Below are 17,695 nucleotides of genomic sequence, written 5' to 3' on the forward strand. Positions count from 1 at the left end.
CTTCCCTGTCCGTTAGCGCAGGATGACTCATCGTCAGATCGTCATCCCGCTTCAGCTTGTTGTTTGAGCATGATCTTTTCCGAAAACCGGAGTCCACTTTTCGGGCTCACGGTCGACCGGCTCTCGGCGCCGGCAGAATGCCGTGGATCGGGGGCGGCGCGGTAGCAATTTCTGACGCAGGGCCGGACTACGGCATCGCCGCAATTGCCGAGCCGCCGCGATCATGGAACAATCCGACGGCAGGAGGCGATCGACATGATCACGGTTCCGGCACTGGCCGCCGATGCGCTCGGCAATTTCCTCGGCAAGTACATGCGCAAGCGCTACGGCGCGTCCGAGGCGCATCTCACCGAGATCGTGCCGTCGGTGGCGCGGATCGCGCTGGAATGCATCGGCAACAGCGACGCGCTGTATCACAATGTCGAGCACACCATGCTGGTGACACTGGCCGGCCACCACATCCTGCGCGGCCGCGCCCTGCATACGCACATGCCGGCCGAGGACTACGCGCATCTGATCATCGGCTGCCTCACCCACGACATCGGCTATGTCCGTGGCCTGTTCGAGGCCGACGGCGAGGACGGCTATGTGGTCGGCACCGATGGCCGCAAGGTGACGCTGCCACGCGGGGCCTCCGACGCGTCGATGCTGCCGTGGCACGTCGATCGCTCGAAGCTGTTCGTGCTGGAGCGGATCGGGGGCATCGCGCAACTCGACGCCAAGCGGATCGCCTGCGCGATCGAGGGCACGCGGTTCCCGCCGCAAATGCCGCTCGACGGCGAATGCTGCGAGGAAGAGGCCGCACTGCTGCGCGCCGCCGATCTGATCGGCCAACTCGGCGACCCGGCCTACATCCGCAAGACCAACGCGCTGTACTACGAATTCGAGGAGGCGGGGCTGAACCGCCAGCTCGGCTACGGCTCGCCGGCCGACCTGATCAACCTGTATCCGCAGTTCTACTGGAACAACGTCGCCCCGCACATACAGACCGCGATCCGCTATCTCAACGTCACCGCCGGCGGCCGGCAATGGATCGCCAACCTCTACAGCAACGTCTTCCGCGCCGAACGCGACATCCGACTGTCGGGGCCGCAGAAGTAGCGCCACCCACCGTCATTCCGGGTTCGCGCTGGGCGCGCCCCGGAATGACGGGGTGGGCGGCGAAAGGCGGCTCACGCGCGCGGCCCGAGCATGGCCTGCATTCCGCGGCGGCTCTTTGCCGGGGCTCGTTTTTCAGGCATGGCTGCGCCTCACTCGAACAGATCGCCGCCGCTTGATCTCCCTGTTCCGCACGGCTTTCGGCTGGCTCGCTCACCAGCCCTATCTGCTGCTCAGCCTGACCTCGCTGTTCTGGGCCGGCAACATCGTGCTCGCACGCGCCGTCGCCGGCCACGTGCCGCCTGTGACGCTGTCCTGCGTACGCTGGATCGGCGCGATGCTGTTGCTGCTGCCGTTCGCCTGGCCGCACCTGCGACGCGACTGGCGCAAACTGCGGACGCATTGGGTGCTGATGATCGTGCTGTCCGCCACCGGCTTCGCGATCAACAACGTGCTGTCCTATTGGGGCTTGCAATATACCCAGGCGCTGAACGCACTGCTGCTGCAATCGTCGGGGCCGCTGTTCGTGGCGCTGTGGTCGCTGCTGCTGTTCGGTGTGCGGCTGACCTGGACGCAAGCGATCGGAGTCGCGCTGTCGCTGCTCGGCGTGCTGACCATCATCCTGCGCGGCGACCTGCTGGCGCTGGCCGGGATCGAACTCAACCGCGGCGACCTGATGGTCGCGGCTGCGCTGTGCGCCTTCGGAATCTACTCGGCGATGATGCCGAAGCGGCCGGTGACGCATCCGCTGTCGCTGATCGTCGTCACCACCGCCGGCGGCGCGCTGTTGCTGCTGCCGCTGGCGGTGTGGGAATTCGCCGCCGGGATCAGGCCGAGCGCCGACTGGGTGACCGCGGCGTCGCTGGCCTATGTCGTGATCTTCCCGTCGGCGCTCGCCTATCTGTGCTTCAACCGCGGCGTCGAGCTGATCGGGCCGAACCGCTCGGCGCCGTTCCTGCATATGATGCCTTTGTTCGGCTCGGTGATGGCGATCGTATTGCTCGGCGAGAAGCCGGAATTATTCCACCTCGCGGGCTACGCGATGGTGATTGCAGGCGTGTTCATCGCGGCACGGCGGTGAACCTCGTGGTCAGGCATTGAAACCGCCGCTCTCCCCTCGCCTTTTGCCGCCGTTTCGCGCAGTCTTGCCGAACTAAGAACAAGACCGTTCCTGGAGGAAACCGATGCGAGCTATCCGCGCCGCGCTGGCGGCTGCTGTGTTGTCTGCGACGATCGCGGCCGCGCCGCAGGCGACCGCGCAGAATGCAGCCTACCCCAACCGCAACATCACGCTGGTGCTGCCGTTCGCGGCCGGCAGCGGCACCGACACGACGACGCGCATCATCTCGCAGAAACTCGGCCAGGCGCTCGGCGTCAGCATGGTGATCGAGAACAAGGCCGGCGCCAACGGCATGATCGCCGCGGCCTATGTCGCCCGCGCCCAGCCGGACGGCTACACGCTGTTCGTCACCACCAACACCACGCATTCCGCCAACCCGTATCTGCTGAAGAACCTGACCTACGATCCGGTGAAGGATTTCGCGCCGGTGGCGCGCACCGGCGACCTGCCGTTCATGCTGGTGGTGCATCCGGACGTGCCGGCCAAGACCGTCACCGAACTGGTCGCCTACGCCAAGGCCAATCCGGGCAAGCTGACCTACGCCTCCGGCTCGTCGTCGGCGATCGTTTCGGGCGCGACCTTCGCCCGCAAAGCCGGGATCGATCTTCTGCACGTGCCGTACAAAAGCTCGCCGCCGGCGATGAACGACGTCATCGGCGGGCGCATCACCATGATGTTCACCGACGTGCTCACCGGCCTGCCGCACGTCAACGGCGGCGCGCTGCGCGCGCTCGCGGTGACGACCAAGGACCGCTCGCCGCTGGTGCCCGATCTGCCGTCGATGCAGGAGGCCGGCGTCCCCGATTTCGACATCACCTCGTGGCAGGGCTATTTCGCGCCGGCCGGCACGCCGAAGGAGGTGGTGGCCAGGCTCAACACCGAGATCCGCAAGATCGTCGAGGACCCCGAGACCAAAGCCAAGCTCGCCACCCTCGGCATGGAGGCCTTCTCCGGCACGCCGGAACAGCTCGGCAAATTCGTCGACGATCAGCTCGTGCTGTGGGAGCGGCTGGTGCGCGAGGCGGGAATCGAGAAGCAGTAAGGCGGCTTTCCGACGAATAGGTCGACATGCCCGGGCTTGACCCGGGTATGTCGAGTTTTCGGGATCGCGAGCTAAGCGCCGCCGATCAATATCCCCACCGCCAGCACGATGACGCCGCCGAGCACGATCTGGAACACCGCCTGCAGGAACGGTGTGTCCATGTATTTGGCGCGGATATAGGCGATCGCCCAGAGTTCGACGAACACCACGAGGCCGGCGATCGCGGTGGCGATCCAGAACGCGTTGGCCCAACTGTCCGGCACGAGATACGGGATGGTGTGGCCGAGGCCGCCGATCGTCGTCATCAATCCGCAGATGCTGCCGCGCAGCCATGGCGAGCCGCGCCCGGTCATCGAACCGTCGTCGGACAAGGCTTCGGCAAAACCCATCGAGATGCCGGCGCCGATCGAGGCCGCGAGGCCGACGAGGAAGGTCGGCCAGTTCTGGTGTGTCGCGAAGGCCGCCGCGAACAGCGGCGCCAGCGTCGACACCGAGCCGTCCATCAGTCCTGCGAGGCCCGGCTGGACGTATTGCAGCACGAACATCCGGCGCGCGGTTTGATCCTCCGCGCCGCGGGCGTCGGGCGTGAGAATCCGATCGGTCAGCTGCGACGCACGCTGCTCGTGGCGTTTCTCGAATTCGGCCAGATCGGTGAGCAGCTTGCGGATCCGCACATCGGTGGCGCGCTCGGCGGAGCGCTCGTAGAAGCGCTGCGCTTCGAACTCCATGGTCTCCGCTTCCTTGCGGATGCGTTCGAGCGGCAGGTTGCGCGTCAGCCAGATCGGTCGGCGCTTGATGAACCCCTTGACGTCCTCGCGCCGGATCGGCGGCAGATCGGGCCCGAAGCGCTCCTCGTAGAGCCGCAGCAGCATGTGGCGATGGCCCTTTTCCTGCTGCGCCATTTCGGTGAACACGCGCGCCGAATCCGGATAACGCTCGGCGAGGTCCTCGGCAAAGGCGAGATAGATTCGGCTGTCCTCCTCCTCGCCGGCGATCGCAACGGCCAGGATTTCGCGCTCGGTCAGGTCGGAAAACGCCTTCATCTGCTGTAGCCTACGGTAATTTAGAACGGTTCTAATCCATAGTCCCGGTCGTTCCCGCTGTCAAAATGCGCCGCCGCATGCGCCATTCGCCGCAGGCATCGTCATCGCGGCTTCATTGAAACGTCAGCCGCCTGTGATCCAGCGCCGCCACAAGTCCGGCGATCAATCACAGGAGCTCTTCATGCGAAAACTGTTGCTCGGGTCCGTCGCGGTTCTGGCGCTGGCATCATCCGCCGCGCTGGCGCAATCCGAAGGTGAGTTTCCGGCCACGCTGGCAGGTCACGCGGTGCTGCCGGCGACGTCGTTCGTCGACGCGCCGGCCGACGCGCCCGCCGATCTGAAAAACGCCGGCAAGTACACCACCGGCAAACGTGTCGAGGCGCTGGGCAGCGTCGAGGGCAAGTCCTATGGCCGGCCGACCGGCGTGTCGGTGCCGTTCAAGGGCCAGCCGCTGCAGGGCCATTCCGGCATCAAGACGATGCCCGACGGCTCGTTCTGGGTGCTGACCGACAATGGCTTCGGCTCGCGCTACAACTCCGCCGATTCGATGCTGTATCTGAACCGTCACAAGATCGATTGGGCGAACGGCAAGGTGGAGCGGCAGGAGACCATCTTCCTGCACGACCCCGACAAGAAGGTGCCGTTCCGCATCGTCCACGAGGACAGCGCCAAACGCTATCTGACCGGCGCCGATTTCGACACCGAAGGCTTTCAGATCATCGGCGACCATTTCTGGATCGGCGAAGAGTTCGGGCCCTACATCCTGAAGACCGACAAATCCGGCAAGGTTCTGGCGGTGTTCGAGACTTTGGTCGACGGCAAGCCGGTGAAGTCGCCGGAGCATTGGTCGATCCAGTCGCCGGGCGGGCCGGGCGCGACCTATAGCGGCGTCAACCTGCGCCGCTCGAAGGGCTTCGAGGGCTTCGCGGCGTCGACCGACGGCAAGTTCCTGTATCCGCTGTTCGAGGGCGCGCTGACCGATCTCGACAAGAAGGACATCGAGAAGCAGGACGGCGTCGAGGCCGCGCGGATTCTCGAATTCGACGTCGCCGCGGAGAAGTTCACCGGCCGCTCCTGGCAGTACGTGTTCGAGCAGAACGGCAACGCGATCGGCGATTTCAACATGATCGACGCCACCCACGGGCTGATCATCGAACGCGACAACGGCGAAGGCACCAAGGACAAGGCCTGTCCGGAAGGCCAGCGCGGCACCGACTGCTTCCACGACCTCGCCAAGTTCAAGCGGGTGGTGAAGATCGAACTCACTGACGCCAATGCCGGAAAGCCGGTTCGCAAGATCGGCTACATCGACCTGATGAAGATCAAGGACCCGAACAAGAAGGCGCGCAAGCCGCTCAACGACGGCGCGCTGACCTTCCCGTTCTTCACCATCGAGAACGTCGACAAGGTCGACGATCGTCACATCATCGTCGGCAACGACAACAACCTGCCGTTCTCGTCGAGCCGCGATCCCAACAAGGCCGACGACAACGAGTTCGTGCTGCTCGAAGTCGCGGATTTCCTGAAGGCGAAGTAAGCGCGACCGCACCTCGGCTTCCCTCTCCCCTTGTGGGAGAGGGTGGCAGACGAAGGCTGCCGGATGAGGGGACATTGCATTGCCCCCTCATCCGGCCAAGCTCATCCAGCCAAACTCATTCGACCAAGCTCCGCCCGCGCCACCTTCTCCCACAACGGGAGAAGGAAAGAGCCACCTGGCGCTTACGCCGCGCGCACCTTGTCGAGGAACTGATCGACCGCCGCGCGCAGGATGCCGGACTGACTGTCCAGATCGCGGGCGTTCGACAACACTTCGGACGCGGCCTGACCGGTGGCTTCCGCCGCCGAAGCGACGCCGCCGATGTGATCATGAACCTCGTTGGCCCCGGCCGCCACCGACTGGATGTTGCGGGCAATCTCGCGGGTCGCCGCGCCCTGCTCTTCCACGGCGCCGGAGATCGCCACCGTGATCTCGCTCATCTTCGCGATGGTCGCTCCGATACCGGAAATCGACTGCACCGCATCGTTGGTCGAGGTCTGCATCGCCGCGACCTGCGAGGAGATTTCTTCAGTGGCCTTGGCGGTCTGGCTGGCGAGCGCCTTCACTTCTGAGGCGACCACCGCAAAACCGCGCCCGGATTCGCCGGCCCGCGCCGCCTCGATGGTGGCGTTCAGCGCCAGCAGATTGGTCTGCGACGCGATCGAGTGAATGAGCTGCACCACCTCGCCGATCTTCTCGGCGCCCGTCGACAGCAACTGCACCGTGGCATTGGTCTGCTCGGCGTCGATCACCGCCTTGCTGGCGACTTCGCGCGACTGCGCCACCTGGCGCGCGATCTCGCCGACCGAACTCGACAGTTCTTCGGCCGCCGCCGCCACCGTGCCGATGGTGGTCGAGGTCGATTGCGACGCCGATCCCACCGTCGCAGCACGCGCCGAAGCATCGCTGGCGGTCGCCGTCATCGATTGCGCCGTCGATTGCATGTTGCGGGCGGCGGTGGCCACCGAGCCGACGATGCCGCTGACGCTGCGCTCGAAGTCGCCGGCGATCTCCAGCATGGTGCGGCGGCGTTCTTCGGCGGCGCGCTGCTGTGTCTCGGCTTCGATCTGCTCCAAGCCGCGGATGCGGATCGCGTTGTCCTTGAACACCTGCACCGACTTGGCCATCGCGCCCACTTCATCGCCGCGATCGGTGCCCGGAATATCGGCGTCGAGCTGGCCTTCGGCGAGCGACTGCATCCGGTCGCCGAGCATCGCCAACGGCCGGGTGATCGAACGGCCGATGACCCAGGCGATCGCGCCGCACACCACGCCGATGCCGAGAATCGCCGCCACCAGCGCCCAGACGATGGACATCAGCCGGGCGTCGAGATCGTCGAGATAAGCGCCGGAGCCGATCAACATATTCCAACCCGGTATGGCAACAGCGTAGGACACTTTGCGGCGCAGTTCCTCGGAACCGGGGCGCTGGAAATCATAGTACAGCGTCACCTCGCCCTTGGAGGTCACGCCCTCGCGCATCTCGCGCAGCAAATAGCGGGTGCCGGTGGCGTAGTTGAGGAAATTCTGACCGATCGCCTTCTTGTCCGGCGCAGCAATGGCAATGCCGTCATAGCCATAGGCAAACAAGTAACCGTTGCCGCTGTCGAACGTCATGGACGTCAAGCGACGGGTGAGCTCGGCCATCGCCTGCTCTTTGGTGAGCTGGCCGACACCGACTTCCTTCTGCAACGCCAATGCGGTGTTGCGGCCCATGTCGACGAAGTACTTGGTCTGTTCGATACGCGCCGCGAGCAGTTCCTGCTTCATCATGTTGCCGGCATAGACGCCCGCCGCACATAGGCCGATCATCGCGACCGAGACGAGAATGGCGAGTTTTGGGGTAATCCGAAGATTGCTGAATTTCACCTGTTGCCTCCGCATGGCACGTCGTACCCTCCCTAGGGCAACGTTTCCCGGCGCGGAGACTAAGGGTTGAGAACTTTTCGGATTATTACCGTAAAGGTTGTAGAAATTCCACTCAGCGAACATACGTTGTAATTTGCAAGATGAATCAGAGACAAAAAAAATCCCTCCCCGGATGGGGAGGGATCGATATTTTTGACGATCAGCCGCTGCAAAGCGGCGCTGATGCTCAGAACACCAGCGCTTTGGCCTGCTTGACCGGCGGCAGCGCCTGGACCTGGGCGATCACCTCGGCCGGCACCGGACCGTCGACCTCGACCAGCGCGATGGCGTCGCCGCCCTGGCTGTGGCGGCCGAGGTTGAAGGTCGCGATGTTGACCTTCGCATCACCGAGCAGGCTCGCGAACTTGCCGATGAAGCCCGGCTTGTCCTCGTTGGTGACGTAGATCATCGACTTGCCGAACTCGGCGTCGACGCGGATGCCCTTGATGTCGACCAGCCGCGGCTTGCCGTCGGCATAGACCGTGCCGGACACCGAGCGCTCCTGCTTTTCGGTCGCGACCTTCAGCGTGATCAGGCTCTCATAGTCGCTCTCGGCGGCGCGGACGACTTCGTCCACCACCATGCCGCGCTCCTTGGCGATCACCGGCGCGGAGACGACGTTGATGTCGCCCAGCATCGGCCGCAGCAGACCCGACAGCACCGCCGAGGTCAGCGCCTTGATCTTCATCTCGGCGACATGGCCCTCATAGGTGATGGTGACCTTGGTGATGCCGCTGTCGGTGAGCTGGCCGGCGAACGAGCCGAGCTTTTCGGCGAGTTCGATGAAAGGCTTCAGCTTCGGCGCTTCTTCGGCGGTGATCGACGGGAAGTTGACGGCGTTGGTGATCGCGCCGCTGAGCAGATAGTCGGACATCTGCTCGGCGACCTGCAGCGCGACGTTCTCCTGCGCTTCAGTGGTCGAGGCACCGAGATGCGGGGTGCAGATCACGTTGGGCAGGCCGAACAGAACGTTGGTCGTGGCCGGCTCCTCGGAGAACACGTCGAAAGCGGCGCCGGCGACCTGCTTCGACTTCAGCGCCTCGGCGAGCGCCTGCTCGTCGACCAGACCGCCGCGGGCGCAATTGATGATGCGGACGCCCTTCTTCATCTTGGCGATCGCAGCCGCGTCGATGATGTTCTTGGTCTTGTCGGTGAGCGGGGTGTGCAGCGTGATGAAGTCGGCGCGCTTGAACAGGTCTTCCAGTTCAACCTTCTCGACGCCGAGATCCCGGGCACGCTCCGGCGAAAGGAACGGGTCGAACGCGATCACCTTCATCTTCAGGCCGAGCGCGCGATCGGCGACGATCGAGCCGATATTGCCGCAGCCGATCACGCCGAGCGTCTTGGCGGTGATCTCGACGCCCATGAAGCGGTTCTTCTCCCACTTGCCGGCCTGGGTCGAAGCGTCGGCCGCCGGGATCTCACGCGCCAGCGACAGCATCATGGTGATGGCGTGCTCGGCGGTGGTGATCGAATTGCCGAACGGCGTGTTCATCACGATCACGCCCTTGGCGGTCGCAGCCGGAATCTCGACGTTGTCGACACCGATGCCGGCGCGGCCGATCACCTTGAGCTTCGCGGCCTTCTCGAGGATCTTCGCGGTGGCCTTGGTGGCCGAGCGGATCGCGAGGCCATCGTAATTGCCGATGATCTCGGCGAGCTTCTCTTTGTCCTTGCCGAGGTTCGGCTGGAAATCGACGTCGATACCGCGATCCTTGAAGATCTGAACGGCGGCTTCCGACAGCGCGTCGGAAATGAGGACTTTGGGTGCGGTCATGGGATGTCTCCTTACCCTCCCCTTGAGGGGGAGGGTCGGCGCGTCGCGCCGGGGTGGGGTGAAAGCGGTGCAAATGGAATTCGAGTCCGAGGGTGGGGAGAGTCTCTCACCCCACCCCGCCGCACCTGCGGTGCGTCGACCCTCCCCCTCCAGGGGAGGGTAAAGAACTAGGCCGCCTTGGCGAGGCCGGCCTTGGTGGTCTCGAACGCCCAGTCCAACCACTGCGTCAGCGTTGCGACGTCGGTGGCTTCCACCGTGGCGCCGCACCAGATCCGCAGGCCGGGAGGCGCATCGCGATAGGCGCCGAGGTCGTAACCCGCGCCTTCCTTCTCGACCGCCGCGACCAGTTTCTTGGCGAAATCCGCCTGGGCTTCGGGCGACAGCGCGGTGATCGCGGGGTCGACCACCTTGAGGCAGACCGACGTGTTGGAGCGGATCGCCGGATCGGCGGCGAGGAAGTCGACCCACGGGGTCTTCGCCTTCCAGTCGGTGATCGCCTTGGTGTTGGCGTCGGCACGCCCGATCAGGCCCTTGAGGCCGCCCACCGACTTCGCCCAGTTGAGCGCGTCGATGTAGTCCTCGACGCAGAGCATCGACGGGGTGTTGATGGTCTCGCCTTCGAAGATGCCTTCGTTGAGCTTGCCGCCCTTGGTGAGGCGGAAGATCTTCGGCAGCGGCCATGCCGGCGTGTAGCTCTCGAGCCGGGCGACGGCGCGCGGGCTGAGGATCAACATGCCGTGCGCGGCTTCGCCACCGAGCGCCTTCTGCCAGGAGTAGGTGACGACGTCGAGCTTCGGCCAATCCAGAGGCTGCGCGAATGCCGCCGAGGTGGCGTCGCAGATGGTCAGGCCTTCACGGTCGGCCGCAATCCAGTCGGCGTTCGGCACGCGGACGCCGGAGGTGGTGCCGTTCCAGGTGAAGACGATATCGGTGTTGCAATCGACCTTGGAGAGGTCGGGGATTTCGCCGTAGCCCGCCTTGAGCTTGGTGACGTCCTTGAGCTTCAGCTCCTTGGTGACGTCGCTGACCCAGCCGTCGCCGAACGATTCCCAGGCGATGGTGGTGACCGGGCGCGGCCCGAGCAGCGACCACAGCGCCATCTCGACGGCGCCGGTATCTGAAGCGGGGACGATGCCGATCTTGTAGTCGGCGGGGACCTCGAGCACTTCGCGCGTCAGGTCGATCGCGAGCTTGAGCTTGGCCTTGCCGACCTTCGCGCGATGCGAGCGGCCGAGCGGGGCGTCCTTGAGTTTTTCGGGGGACCAGCCGGGGCGCTTGGCGCAGGGGCCGGAAGAGAAATTGGGGGTAGCGGGCCGCAATGCGGGCTTTGTCGTCATGTTCTATCCTTCCAGATAGCTAGCCTCCCGTTGGGGGGAGGTGTCCCGCCGCTCCGAATAGTCCTTTGAGTTCGAAAGTCAAGGAACTTCCCCGCCGCTGTTTCCGGGGATCGGCACGACTTTGGACTACGTCCCGGTCTCCACGACCTGCATGACGACGACGTGACCTCGCGACGGCGAAGTGAAACGCCCGGCGCGGGCTGCGCCGGGACGAGCCCGTTACGCCACCTTGGCCAGGAAGCGCTGCACCTCGCTGCGCAGCGTGTCGACTTCGCTGGCGATCTTGCCGGAAGCCGTGTTGACGCGCGATGCGATCTTGCCGGTGTCGTCGGCGGCATGGCTGATGCCGATGATATTGGCGGAGACTTCGGCGGTGCCGGCGGAGGCCTGCTGAACGTTCATGGCGATCTCGCGGGTCGCGGCGCCCTGCTGCTCGACGGCGGCGGCGATCGTACTCGAGACTTCGTTGATCTGGCTGATCCGGCGGCTGATCGCTTCAACCGCCTCGACCGACTGACCGGTGATCAACTGCATCTCGGCAATGCGCGCCGTGATCTCCTCGGTCGCCTTCGCGGTCTGACTGGCCAACGTCTTCACCTCCGAGGCGACCACCGCGAATCCCTTGCCGGACTCGCCGGCGCGTGCGGCCTCGATGGTGGCGTTCAGCGCCAGCAGATTGGTCTGCGCCGCAACGGCGTTGATCAGCTTCACCACATCACCGATCCGCTGCGCGGCCTCGGCGAGATTGCGGATCTTGGCGTTGGTCTGCTCGGCCTCCTCAACGGCCTGGTGGGTGCTGGAGGTCGAGAGCTGGATCTGGCGGGAGATTTCCACGATCGAGGCCGTCAACTCCTCGGCAGCGCTCGCGACCGTCTGCACATTCACCGACGCCTGTTCCGAACCGGAGGCGACGCTGGTCGACTGCCGGCTGGTTTCCTCCGCCGCCTCGGCCATCGCGCCGGCGTCGGACTTCAAGCCCGTCGCGGCCGTCGCCAGCATTCCGGCGACATCGTCCATCCCGGCCGCGAAGCACTGCGCCTCCAAAGCCACTTCGCGAACCTTGCGATCCATCACGTCGGTGGCGCCGTTGATAGTGACAGCCGCGGTCCGGAACGAGCCGGGCAGCCCGCGGCTCAGCACCTTGCGGAAGGTCTTGCCTTGACTGACATAGTCCATCGACGCTGACGCTTCGCGGACGAAGGCGTCGACAATGTCGAGCATGTTGTTGACCTCGGCCTGCGCCTTGCCGATGTCGCCGCCGTCGCGGCGGCCCTGCACCCGCGCCTCGAGGTCGCCGCGCCGGGCGCTGTCGCAGACCGAAGCGATCTCCTGCGCCGCGACCGCCGTGCTGCGCAGCCACCAGCCGGCGAGCCCGAGCAGAGCAGCACTGAGCGCCAGGCCCGCCGCATCCCACAGGCCGCCCAACGGGCCGACGCCGAGCCGCAGCAGCCCCAGCCCCACAACCACGATGGCCACCGCGCCGAGCGCGGCCATCGCCTTAGACAGCGAAGACGAATTCATCATACTCGACACCTTGGTCCTTGAGCAGGTTGATCAGCATCGCGTGGCCGGCGTTCATGCCGTCCTTGGCATTGCGGTGGCGGTTTTCCTCGTCGCGTAGTTTGGCGTACAGCGTCTCGATCTTGCCGACCTGGGCACGATCCGGCTTGCGGCGGTTGGAGTGAAAACCGATCACATTGCGCTGCGGATCGAGCGTCGGGGTGACGTGCGCGAACACCCAATAATGGTCGCCGTCGCGCGCCATGTTCACCACATAGGCGAACATCTCCTTCTTCGACTGAATGGCGTCCCACAACATCTTGAACATGCAGCGCGGCATGGCGGGATGCCGGATCAGGCTGTGCGGCGCGCCGATCACCTCGTCGCGCGGATACTTCGAGAGGCGGACGAAAACGTCGTTGGCGTAGGTGATATTGCCCTTGAGATCGGTCTTGGAGACGATCAGTTCTTCCTGGTCGAACGGGCATTCCACGCCGGTGGGCTTGATGATTGGTCGAGCCATCGGGCAATTTCCTTCGGTCAGGGCGCGATCCCGCGCGCTGATATGCTCAATTCCGGGTTGCTATGATCGTGAGAATGCGAGCAACCCGTTACCCATCGCTTAAGTTGTACCTACGTTAAAGTACGAGGATACCGGGCATATCAGCCACTGAACGCAACCGCGTCAGAACCGCAGGGTCATGCCGATGTGGCTGGGATCAAAGCCGAGCCGGCCGTAGAACCGCTGCGCGTCGACGCGGCTTTTGTGGGTGAACAGCTCGATCAGCCGGCAGCCCTGCTCTCGCGCCTCCGCGATCGCCCAACGCACCAGGCGTTCGCCGATGCCGCCGCCGCGGCAATCGCTGGCGACGCGGACATCCTCGATGATGCCGCGCGAGGCGCCCTGCGAGCTCAGGCCCGGCAGGACGGCGAGCTGCAGGCAGCCGACGACGCGGCCATCGCCATCCTGCGCGACCACCATCTTGATGTTCGGCGCGCGCTGCATCGCTTCGAACGCCGCGTAGTAGCTCTCGGGCAACGGGTCCGTGACACGCTCGCGGCCGCTGCCGAGGTGATCGTCCGCGAGCATCGCGACGATCACCGGGACGTCGTCGCGGCGCGCAGGACGAATGATGATTTCAGCGTCGCGACTCATCACTCATGCCCTCCGGCGCTCGAAGCCAGGCCGAGCGCGCGTTCGCTTGCGTCGATCCACCGCCGCAAGGCCGGGTAGGCGTCGAGCGCGAATCCACCCTCGGGCGCGACCCGCGTATAGGCCAGCAGCGCGACATCGGCCAGCGAAGGCTGGTCTCCCGCCAGGAAAGCCGAGCCGGCGAGATGGCGCTCCATCAGCTGCAAAGCCGCCACGCCGCGCTTGACCCGGTCAGGATCGCGCGCCGAGGCCGGCTTGCCGAGATACAGCATCTGATAGCGGCACACCGCGATGTACGGCTCGTGGCTGTACTGCTCCCAGAACAGCCACTCGTCCATCTTGGCGGCGAGATACGGATCATTCGGAACGAGGTCGCTGCCACGCGCGAGATAGCGGATGATGGCGTTGGACTGCGCCAGCGCGCGGCCGTCGTCGAACACCACGACAGGCACCTGACCGGCTGGATTGAGCGCGAGAAACTCCGGCGCCCGGGTGTCGCCTTTCAGCGTATCGACGGCGACCCATTGGTAAGGCCGCGACAGCGCGTCGCACACCCACTTCACCTTCAGGCAATTGCCCGAATTGAGATCGCCGTAAATTCGCATTGCCCGCTGCGCCCTGTTGTTGCGGGCGCACTCGATCAGCCACGGGCGGCTTCGTCAATCCGCAGGGCGATCAGAATTTATAGCCGACACCGGCGCGCACGGTGGACACCGACGTGTTGATCGGCGCTGCGAACTTCTGATACTCCCACTCCGCGCGCACGAACAGGCCGCGATACACCATCATGTCGATGCCGAGGCCGCCGGAATAGCCGTAGATGAAGTGGCCGTTCTGGATCTGGCTTCCGCTGAGTCGCCACGTGCCACCGGCATCCGTACCGATGATTGTCGCCGATTGGACGATATCCGCCTGCCCGAGCGCCACGCCGCCGAACGCGTAGGGCAGAAAATTGCCTACCGCCCAGCCGGCGCGGAGCCGCGCCGACCCGACATCGTGGACGTTGATGCTAGCGTTGGCGCCGTAGATCGCGCCGTAGTTCACGCCGTTGGAGACGATCTGCCGGCGCATCGATCCGGACATCGAGCCGCCGAAGCTGCCGTGCATGTAGTTGGCTTCAATGCCGAGCACGACATCGTCCCATTGCGCGTTATAGCCCGCGAAGCCGCCCCAACCCTGGCCATGCGACGAAGACTTGCCGAGCACCGGCCACGACGACACCCCAAGAACACTCTCGACTGCGGTGTTCACAAGCAGACTGGAAGCAACGCCCCGGGTCGAATCGGTGAAATCCATGTCGGAGGCGCCGGTGCCGGCCTGGCCGCCGACGTAGAAGCCCTGCCAATTCACCACGCCGCGCGGCGTGTCGACCAGCGCTCCGCGGAGCGCGCCGTACTCCGGCATGTCGGCCGCCTGCGCGCCCTGCACCGCCGCCATCACTGCCGCTGCCACCACAACTCGACGCATTGCAACGCTCCTCGACCCTACTGATCACCGGGCGATCATCGCTGGTTAACCTTAATCAATCGTTGTCGCGGCCGGTGCGCGCAAACAAAAACGGCGCGGGAAGCTCCCGCGCCGTTAGTAATCGTTAACGAGCGAACGACGTTCGGCCCTGGTTTCAGCCCTTGCGCATCAGCGGCGGCGGCGCGTAGATCGGCGCGGAGTCGAGGTTCCAGCGCACGCCGAGCTTCACGTCGTGCGAGGTGATGTCCTTGAACTTGAAGCTGTTGTTCGAGGTCAGACCGTCGTAGGTCGCGAGCGACCCGGTGTAGCCGTCGCCGAGGTTGAGGTAGCTGTAGGCGAGTTCGAGGGTCAGGTTCGGATTGACCTTGTAGGCGAGACCGGTGTGGAGGGCCCAGGCCAGATTCCACTTCGACGCCGTCGGCGCGCTGGCGTAGCTCACCGTCGAGAACGGGATATTGTTGACGCCGGTGTCGGTGAAGTTCGACATCGTCACCCGCGCGGCGCCGACGCCGGCGCCGACGAAGGGCGTGACGCACCACCAGGTGCCGAGATCGACGTAACCATTGGCCATCACGAGCCATTCGGATTTGCTGGCGCCGTAATTGTCGATGCCGCTATACGGGAAGCCGTTGGCGGTTCCGGTGAACCGATCGGTGCCCTTGAAGTTGGAATTGCCGCGATATTGGCCGACCAAATCGGCGCGGAACCAGCTGTTGAACTGATAGCCGACGCCGACGCCGTAGATGCCGGCCGCGTCGAACGACGTCTGCTGATTGAGCGAAGTGAGCTGCGAATAGGCCGACTCGCGCCCGTAGCGCAGATCCTTGACCTGCTGATTGCTGAAGCCGATGTCGCCGCGCAGGTACCAGCCGCCGAAATCCTCGACCGGCGGCGGCGCATAGGCGGGCGGCGGGGCGATCGGCATGTCCGCGGCCACCGCCGCCGAGCAAATCAGCGAAGCCGCTCCGGCGGCCAGAATCATTTTCACGCTACGCATTGGCTTCGTCCTCTGGTCCAATGATGAGTTACGGAGGCCCCACACTCGGAAACCTATGGACCGACGATGCCAGCAATTCCTTAAGCCTGACTTAACCCTAATTCTTAAGGTTGATATTCAATGACTGCGGTGAATTCTGGAACTACGCACCGCAGCCGCGCGAAGTGCTCGCGCGGCGATGATCAGTAGAGCTTTTCCGGTTCTGATAGAATCAGAACCGGAGCTCTAACTTTTTGTTCTGACGCGTTTTCTTCACGCGAACCGGCACCCACTTCGCTCGAAAACGCGATATCAAAACGTTGACGACGATCAGGCGCGGGTGTCGCACGACACCGCGTGCCGGGCCTCAATGGGCGTGGCGCGGCATCTTCGGCAACAGCACCGCGAGCAGGCCGAGCGCCGGCAGGACCGAGCAGATCTGATAGACGAAATCGATGCCGTATCGATCGGCGACCTCACCCAGCGCAGCGGCGCCGAGGCCGCCGATGCCGAAGGCGAAGCCGAAGAACACGCCCGAAATCATACCGAAACGATGCGGCATCAGTTCTTGCGCGAACACGATGATCGCCGGCGTCGCCGACGCCAGGATGAAGCCGATGAACACGGTCAGCACCGCGCTGCCGGTGAGCCCCACATAGGGCAGCGCCAGCGTGAACGGCAGGGTTCCGAGGATCGAGAACCAGATCACATAGCGACGGCCGAAGCGGTCGCCGAGCGGGCCGCCGAAGAACACCCCGGCCGCGGTGGCGGCGAGGAAGATGAACAGGAACATCTGCGCGGTCTGGGTCGAGACGTGGAATTTCTCGATCAGATAGAAGGTGTAGTAGCTCGACAGGCTCGACAGATAGAGCTGCTTCGAGAACAGCAGCGCCACCAGCACCACCAGCGCGACCATCACCCGCCGCTTGCCCGGCGCGTCGGAATGCGCCTTGACCGCCATCTTTTTCCGGGCCGCGACCTGCGGCTTGTACCACAGGCCGATCCGCCACAGCACGATGATGGCGACGAAGGCGATCGAGGAGAACCAGGCGATCGACGGCTGGCCGAACGGCACCACGATCAGCGCCGCCAGCACCGGCCCGAGTGCGGTGCCGGCGTTGCCGCCGACCTGAAACACCGACTGCGCCATGCCGTGCCGGCCACCGGAGGCGAGCCGCGCGATCCGCGCCGATTCCGGATGAAACACCGCTGAGCCCAGTCCGATCAACGCCGCCGCGATCAGGATCACGCTGTAGGCATGCGCAACGCTGAGCAGCAGCAGGCCGACGAAGGTCGAGCCCATGCCGATCGCCAGCGAGAACGGCTGCGCCTTCTTGTCGGTGAGATGGCCGACCACCGGCTGAAGCAGCGAGGCGGTGAACTGGAACGCCAGCGTGATCATGCCGATCTGGGCGAAATCGAGCGCGTAGTTCGCCTTCAGGATCGGATACACCGACGGAATCAGCGACTGCATGGTGTCGTTGAGGAAATGCGAGAAGCTGATGCCGCCGAGCACCACATAGGCCGGCCCTGCAGCCGGGGGCGGCGCGGGCGCGGTGGTTTCCGGAAGGGCCAGCTCGGGCGACGTAACCGGGGCGGCGATATCAACGTCGACGGCGACAGGCTTGTTCACGGCGTTTCCTGGAGATCTGTGCGGCGCGAGGTTCGATCCCCGGTCGCCGACAACGAAACACGGCCGGCACGAGGCCGACCGCGGTCAAAATAGGACGTCGCTGAC

Annotated in this window: 15 protein-coding genes; 4 read left to right on the plus strand and 11 right to left on the minus strand. The window is 64.8% G+C overall.

What is annotated here, in order from left to right:
- The first annotated feature begins 255 nt into the window (after positions 1-255).
- The 3 genes from BMY71_RS21145 (at position 256) to BMY71_RS21155 (ending at position 3,260) form a co-directional block, all read left to right on the plus strand.
- Complete coding sequence (locus BMY71_RS21145; protein WP_011504281.1) at positions 256-1,101, plus strand: metal-dependent phosphohydrolase; 846 nt, start codon at positions 256-258, stop codon at positions 1,099-1,101.
- A 172-nt stretch (positions 1,102-1,273) separates the two neighbouring features.
- Complete coding sequence (locus BMY71_RS21150; RefSeq protein WP_041805453.1) at positions 1,274-2,179, plus strand: DMT family transporter; 906 nt, start codon at positions 1,274-1,276, stop codon at positions 2,177-2,179.
- Positions 2,180-2,282: 103 nt separating this feature from the next.
- Entirely contained in the window at positions 2,283-3,260 is a 978-nt protein-coding gene (locus tag BMY71_RS21155; protein WP_092686054.1) for a Bug family tripartite tricarboxylate transporter substrate binding protein, read from the plus strand.
- Between the two features lie 71 nt (positions 3,261-3,331).
- On the opposite strand, the gene mbfA is transcribed toward BMY71_RS21155, so the two are convergent.
- Positions 3,332-4,303 (minus strand): iron exporter MbfA, encoded by a 972-nt coding sequence (gene mbfA, locus BMY71_RS21160; protein ID WP_092686055.1) that lies wholly within the window; start codon positions 4,301-4,303, stop codon positions 3,332-3,334.
- A 181-nt stretch (positions 4,304-4,484) separates the two neighbouring features.
- Here mbfA and BMY71_RS21165 point away from each other — a divergent pair, with 181 nt between their 5' ends.
- The gene (locus BMY71_RS21165) at positions 4,485-5,840 is read left to right on the plus strand and encodes an esterase-like activity of phytase family protein (protein WP_092686083.1); all 1,356 of its coding nucleotides are present in this window, start codon (positions 4,485-4,487) and stop codon (positions 5,838-5,840) included.
- Between the two features lie 182 nt (positions 5,841-6,022).
- Here the strand turns inward: BMY71_RS21165 and BMY71_RS21170 are convergent, their stop codons facing one another.
- The 10 genes from BMY71_RS21170 to BMY71_RS21215 form a co-directional block, all read right to left on the minus strand.
- Entirely contained in the window at positions 6,023-7,708 is a 1,686-nt protein-coding gene (locus tag BMY71_RS21170; protein WP_092686084.1) for a methyl-accepting chemotaxis protein, read from the minus strand.
- A gap of 226 nt (positions 7,709-7,934) precedes the next feature.
- Positions 7,935-9,524, minus strand: coding sequence for a phosphoglycerate dehydrogenase (gene serA / locus BMY71_RS21175; protein WP_011504287.1), 1,590 nt, complete (start codon positions 9,522-9,524; stop codon positions 7,935-7,937).
- A 167-nt stretch (positions 9,525-9,691) separates the two neighbouring features.
- Complete coding sequence (locus BMY71_RS21180; RefSeq protein ID WP_092686056.1) at positions 9,692-10,861, minus strand: phosphoserine transaminase; 1,170 nt, start codon at positions 10,859-10,861, stop codon at positions 9,692-9,694.
- Positions 10,862-11,080: 219 nt separating this feature from the next.
- Positions 11,081-12,385: a methyl-accepting chemotaxis protein gene (locus tag BMY71_RS21185; protein ID WP_092686057.1), complete on the minus strand. Its 1,305-nt coding sequence runs from the start codon at positions 12,383-12,385 to the stop codon at positions 11,081-11,083.
- Positions 12,360-12,884 carry a PAS domain-containing protein gene (locus tag BMY71_RS21190; RefSeq protein ID WP_092686058.1) on the minus strand — a complete coding sequence of 175 codons (525 nt, stop codon included), beginning with the start codon at positions 12,882-12,884 and terminating at the stop codon, positions 12,360-12,362. Before BMY71_RS21190 ends, BMY71_RS21185 begins: the two co-directional genes overlap by 26 nt.
- Before the next feature lie 162 nt (positions 12,885-13,046).
- On the minus strand, positions 13,047-13,517 hold the full coding sequence (locus BMY71_RS21195) for a GNAT family N-acetyltransferase (RefSeq protein ID WP_092686059.1): 471 nt from the start codon (positions 13,515-13,517) through the stop codon (positions 13,047-13,049).
- Positions 13,517-14,119 carry a glutathione S-transferase family protein gene (locus tag BMY71_RS21200; RefSeq protein ID WP_092686060.1) on the minus strand — a complete coding sequence of 201 codons (603 nt, stop codon included), beginning with the start codon at positions 14,117-14,119 and terminating at the stop codon, positions 13,517-13,519. Before BMY71_RS21200 ends, BMY71_RS21195 begins: the two co-directional genes overlap by 1 nt.
- Before the next feature lie 70 nt (positions 14,120-14,189).
- A complete protein-coding gene (locus BMY71_RS21205; RefSeq protein ID WP_092686061.1) occupies positions 14,190-14,981 on the minus strand; it encodes an outer membrane protein in 792 nt (263 codons plus the stop codon).
- Positions 14,982-15,135: 154 nt separating this feature from the next.
- Positions 15,136-15,978, minus strand: a complete 843-nt coding sequence (locus tag BMY71_RS21210; protein ID WP_175557745.1) for an outer membrane protein — start codon at positions 15,976-15,978, stop codon at positions 15,136-15,138.
- 346 nt (positions 15,979-16,324) lie between these two features.
- Positions 16,325-17,590, minus strand: coding sequence for an MFS transporter (locus BMY71_RS21215; RefSeq protein WP_011504295.1), 1,266 nt, complete (start codon positions 17,588-17,590; stop codon positions 16,325-16,327).
- Positions 17,591-17,695: the final 105 nt, after the last annotated feature.

Source organism: Rhodopseudomonas pseudopalustris (genome assembly GCF_900110435.1).
Lineage (GTDB): Bacteria > Pseudomonadota > Alphaproteobacteria > Rhizobiales > Xanthobacteraceae > Rhodopseudomonas > Rhodopseudomonas pseudopalustris.

Excerpts from the sequence above, each read along its gene's own strand:
- BMY71_RS21145 (WP_011504281.1), top strand. The coding sequence starts at position 256 with ATGATCACGGTTCCGGCACTGGCCGCCGATGCGCTCGGCAATTTCCTC.
- BMY71_RS21155 (WP_092686054.1), top strand. The coding sequence starts at position 2,283 with ATGCGAGCTATCCGCGCCGCGCTGGCGGCTGCTGTGTTGTCTGCGACG.
- mbfA (WP_092686055.1), bottom strand. The coding sequence starts at position 4,303 with ATGAAGGCGTTTTCCGACCTGACCGAGCGCGAAATCCTGGCCGTTGCG.
- BMY71_RS21165 (WP_092686083.1), top strand. The coding sequence starts at position 4,485 with ATGCGAAAACTGTTGCTCGGGTCCGTCGCGGTTCTGGCGCTGGCATCA.
- serA (WP_011504287.1), bottom strand. The coding sequence starts at position 9,524 with ATGACCGCACCCAAAGTCCTCATTTCCGACGCGCTGTCGGAAGCCGCC.
- BMY71_RS21180 (WP_092686056.1), bottom strand. The coding sequence starts at position 10,861 with ATGACGACAAAGCCCGCATTGCGGCCCGCTACCCCCAATTTCTCTTCC.
- BMY71_RS21185 (WP_092686057.1), bottom strand. The coding sequence starts at position 12,385 with ATGATGAATTCGTCTTCGCTGTCTAAGGCGATGGCCGCGCTCGGCGCG.
- BMY71_RS21190 (WP_092686058.1), bottom strand. The coding sequence starts at position 12,884 with ATGGCTCGACCAATCATCAAGCCCACCGGCGTGGAATGCCCGTTCGAC.
- BMY71_RS21195 (WP_092686059.1), bottom strand. The coding sequence starts at position 13,517 with ATGAGTCGCGACGCTGAAATCATCATTCGTCCTGCGCGCCGCGACGAC.
- BMY71_RS21200 (WP_092686060.1), bottom strand. The coding sequence starts at position 14,119 with ATGCGAATTTACGGCGATCTCAATTCGGGCAATTGCCTGAAGGTGAAG.
- BMY71_RS21205 (WP_092686061.1), bottom strand. The coding sequence starts at position 14,981 with ATGCGTCGAGTTGTGGTGGCAGCGGCAGTGATGGCGGCGGTGCAGGGC.
- BMY71_RS21210 (WP_175557745.1), bottom strand. The coding sequence starts at position 15,978 with ATGCGTAGCGTGAAAATGATTCTGGCCGCCGGAGCGGCTTCGCTGATT.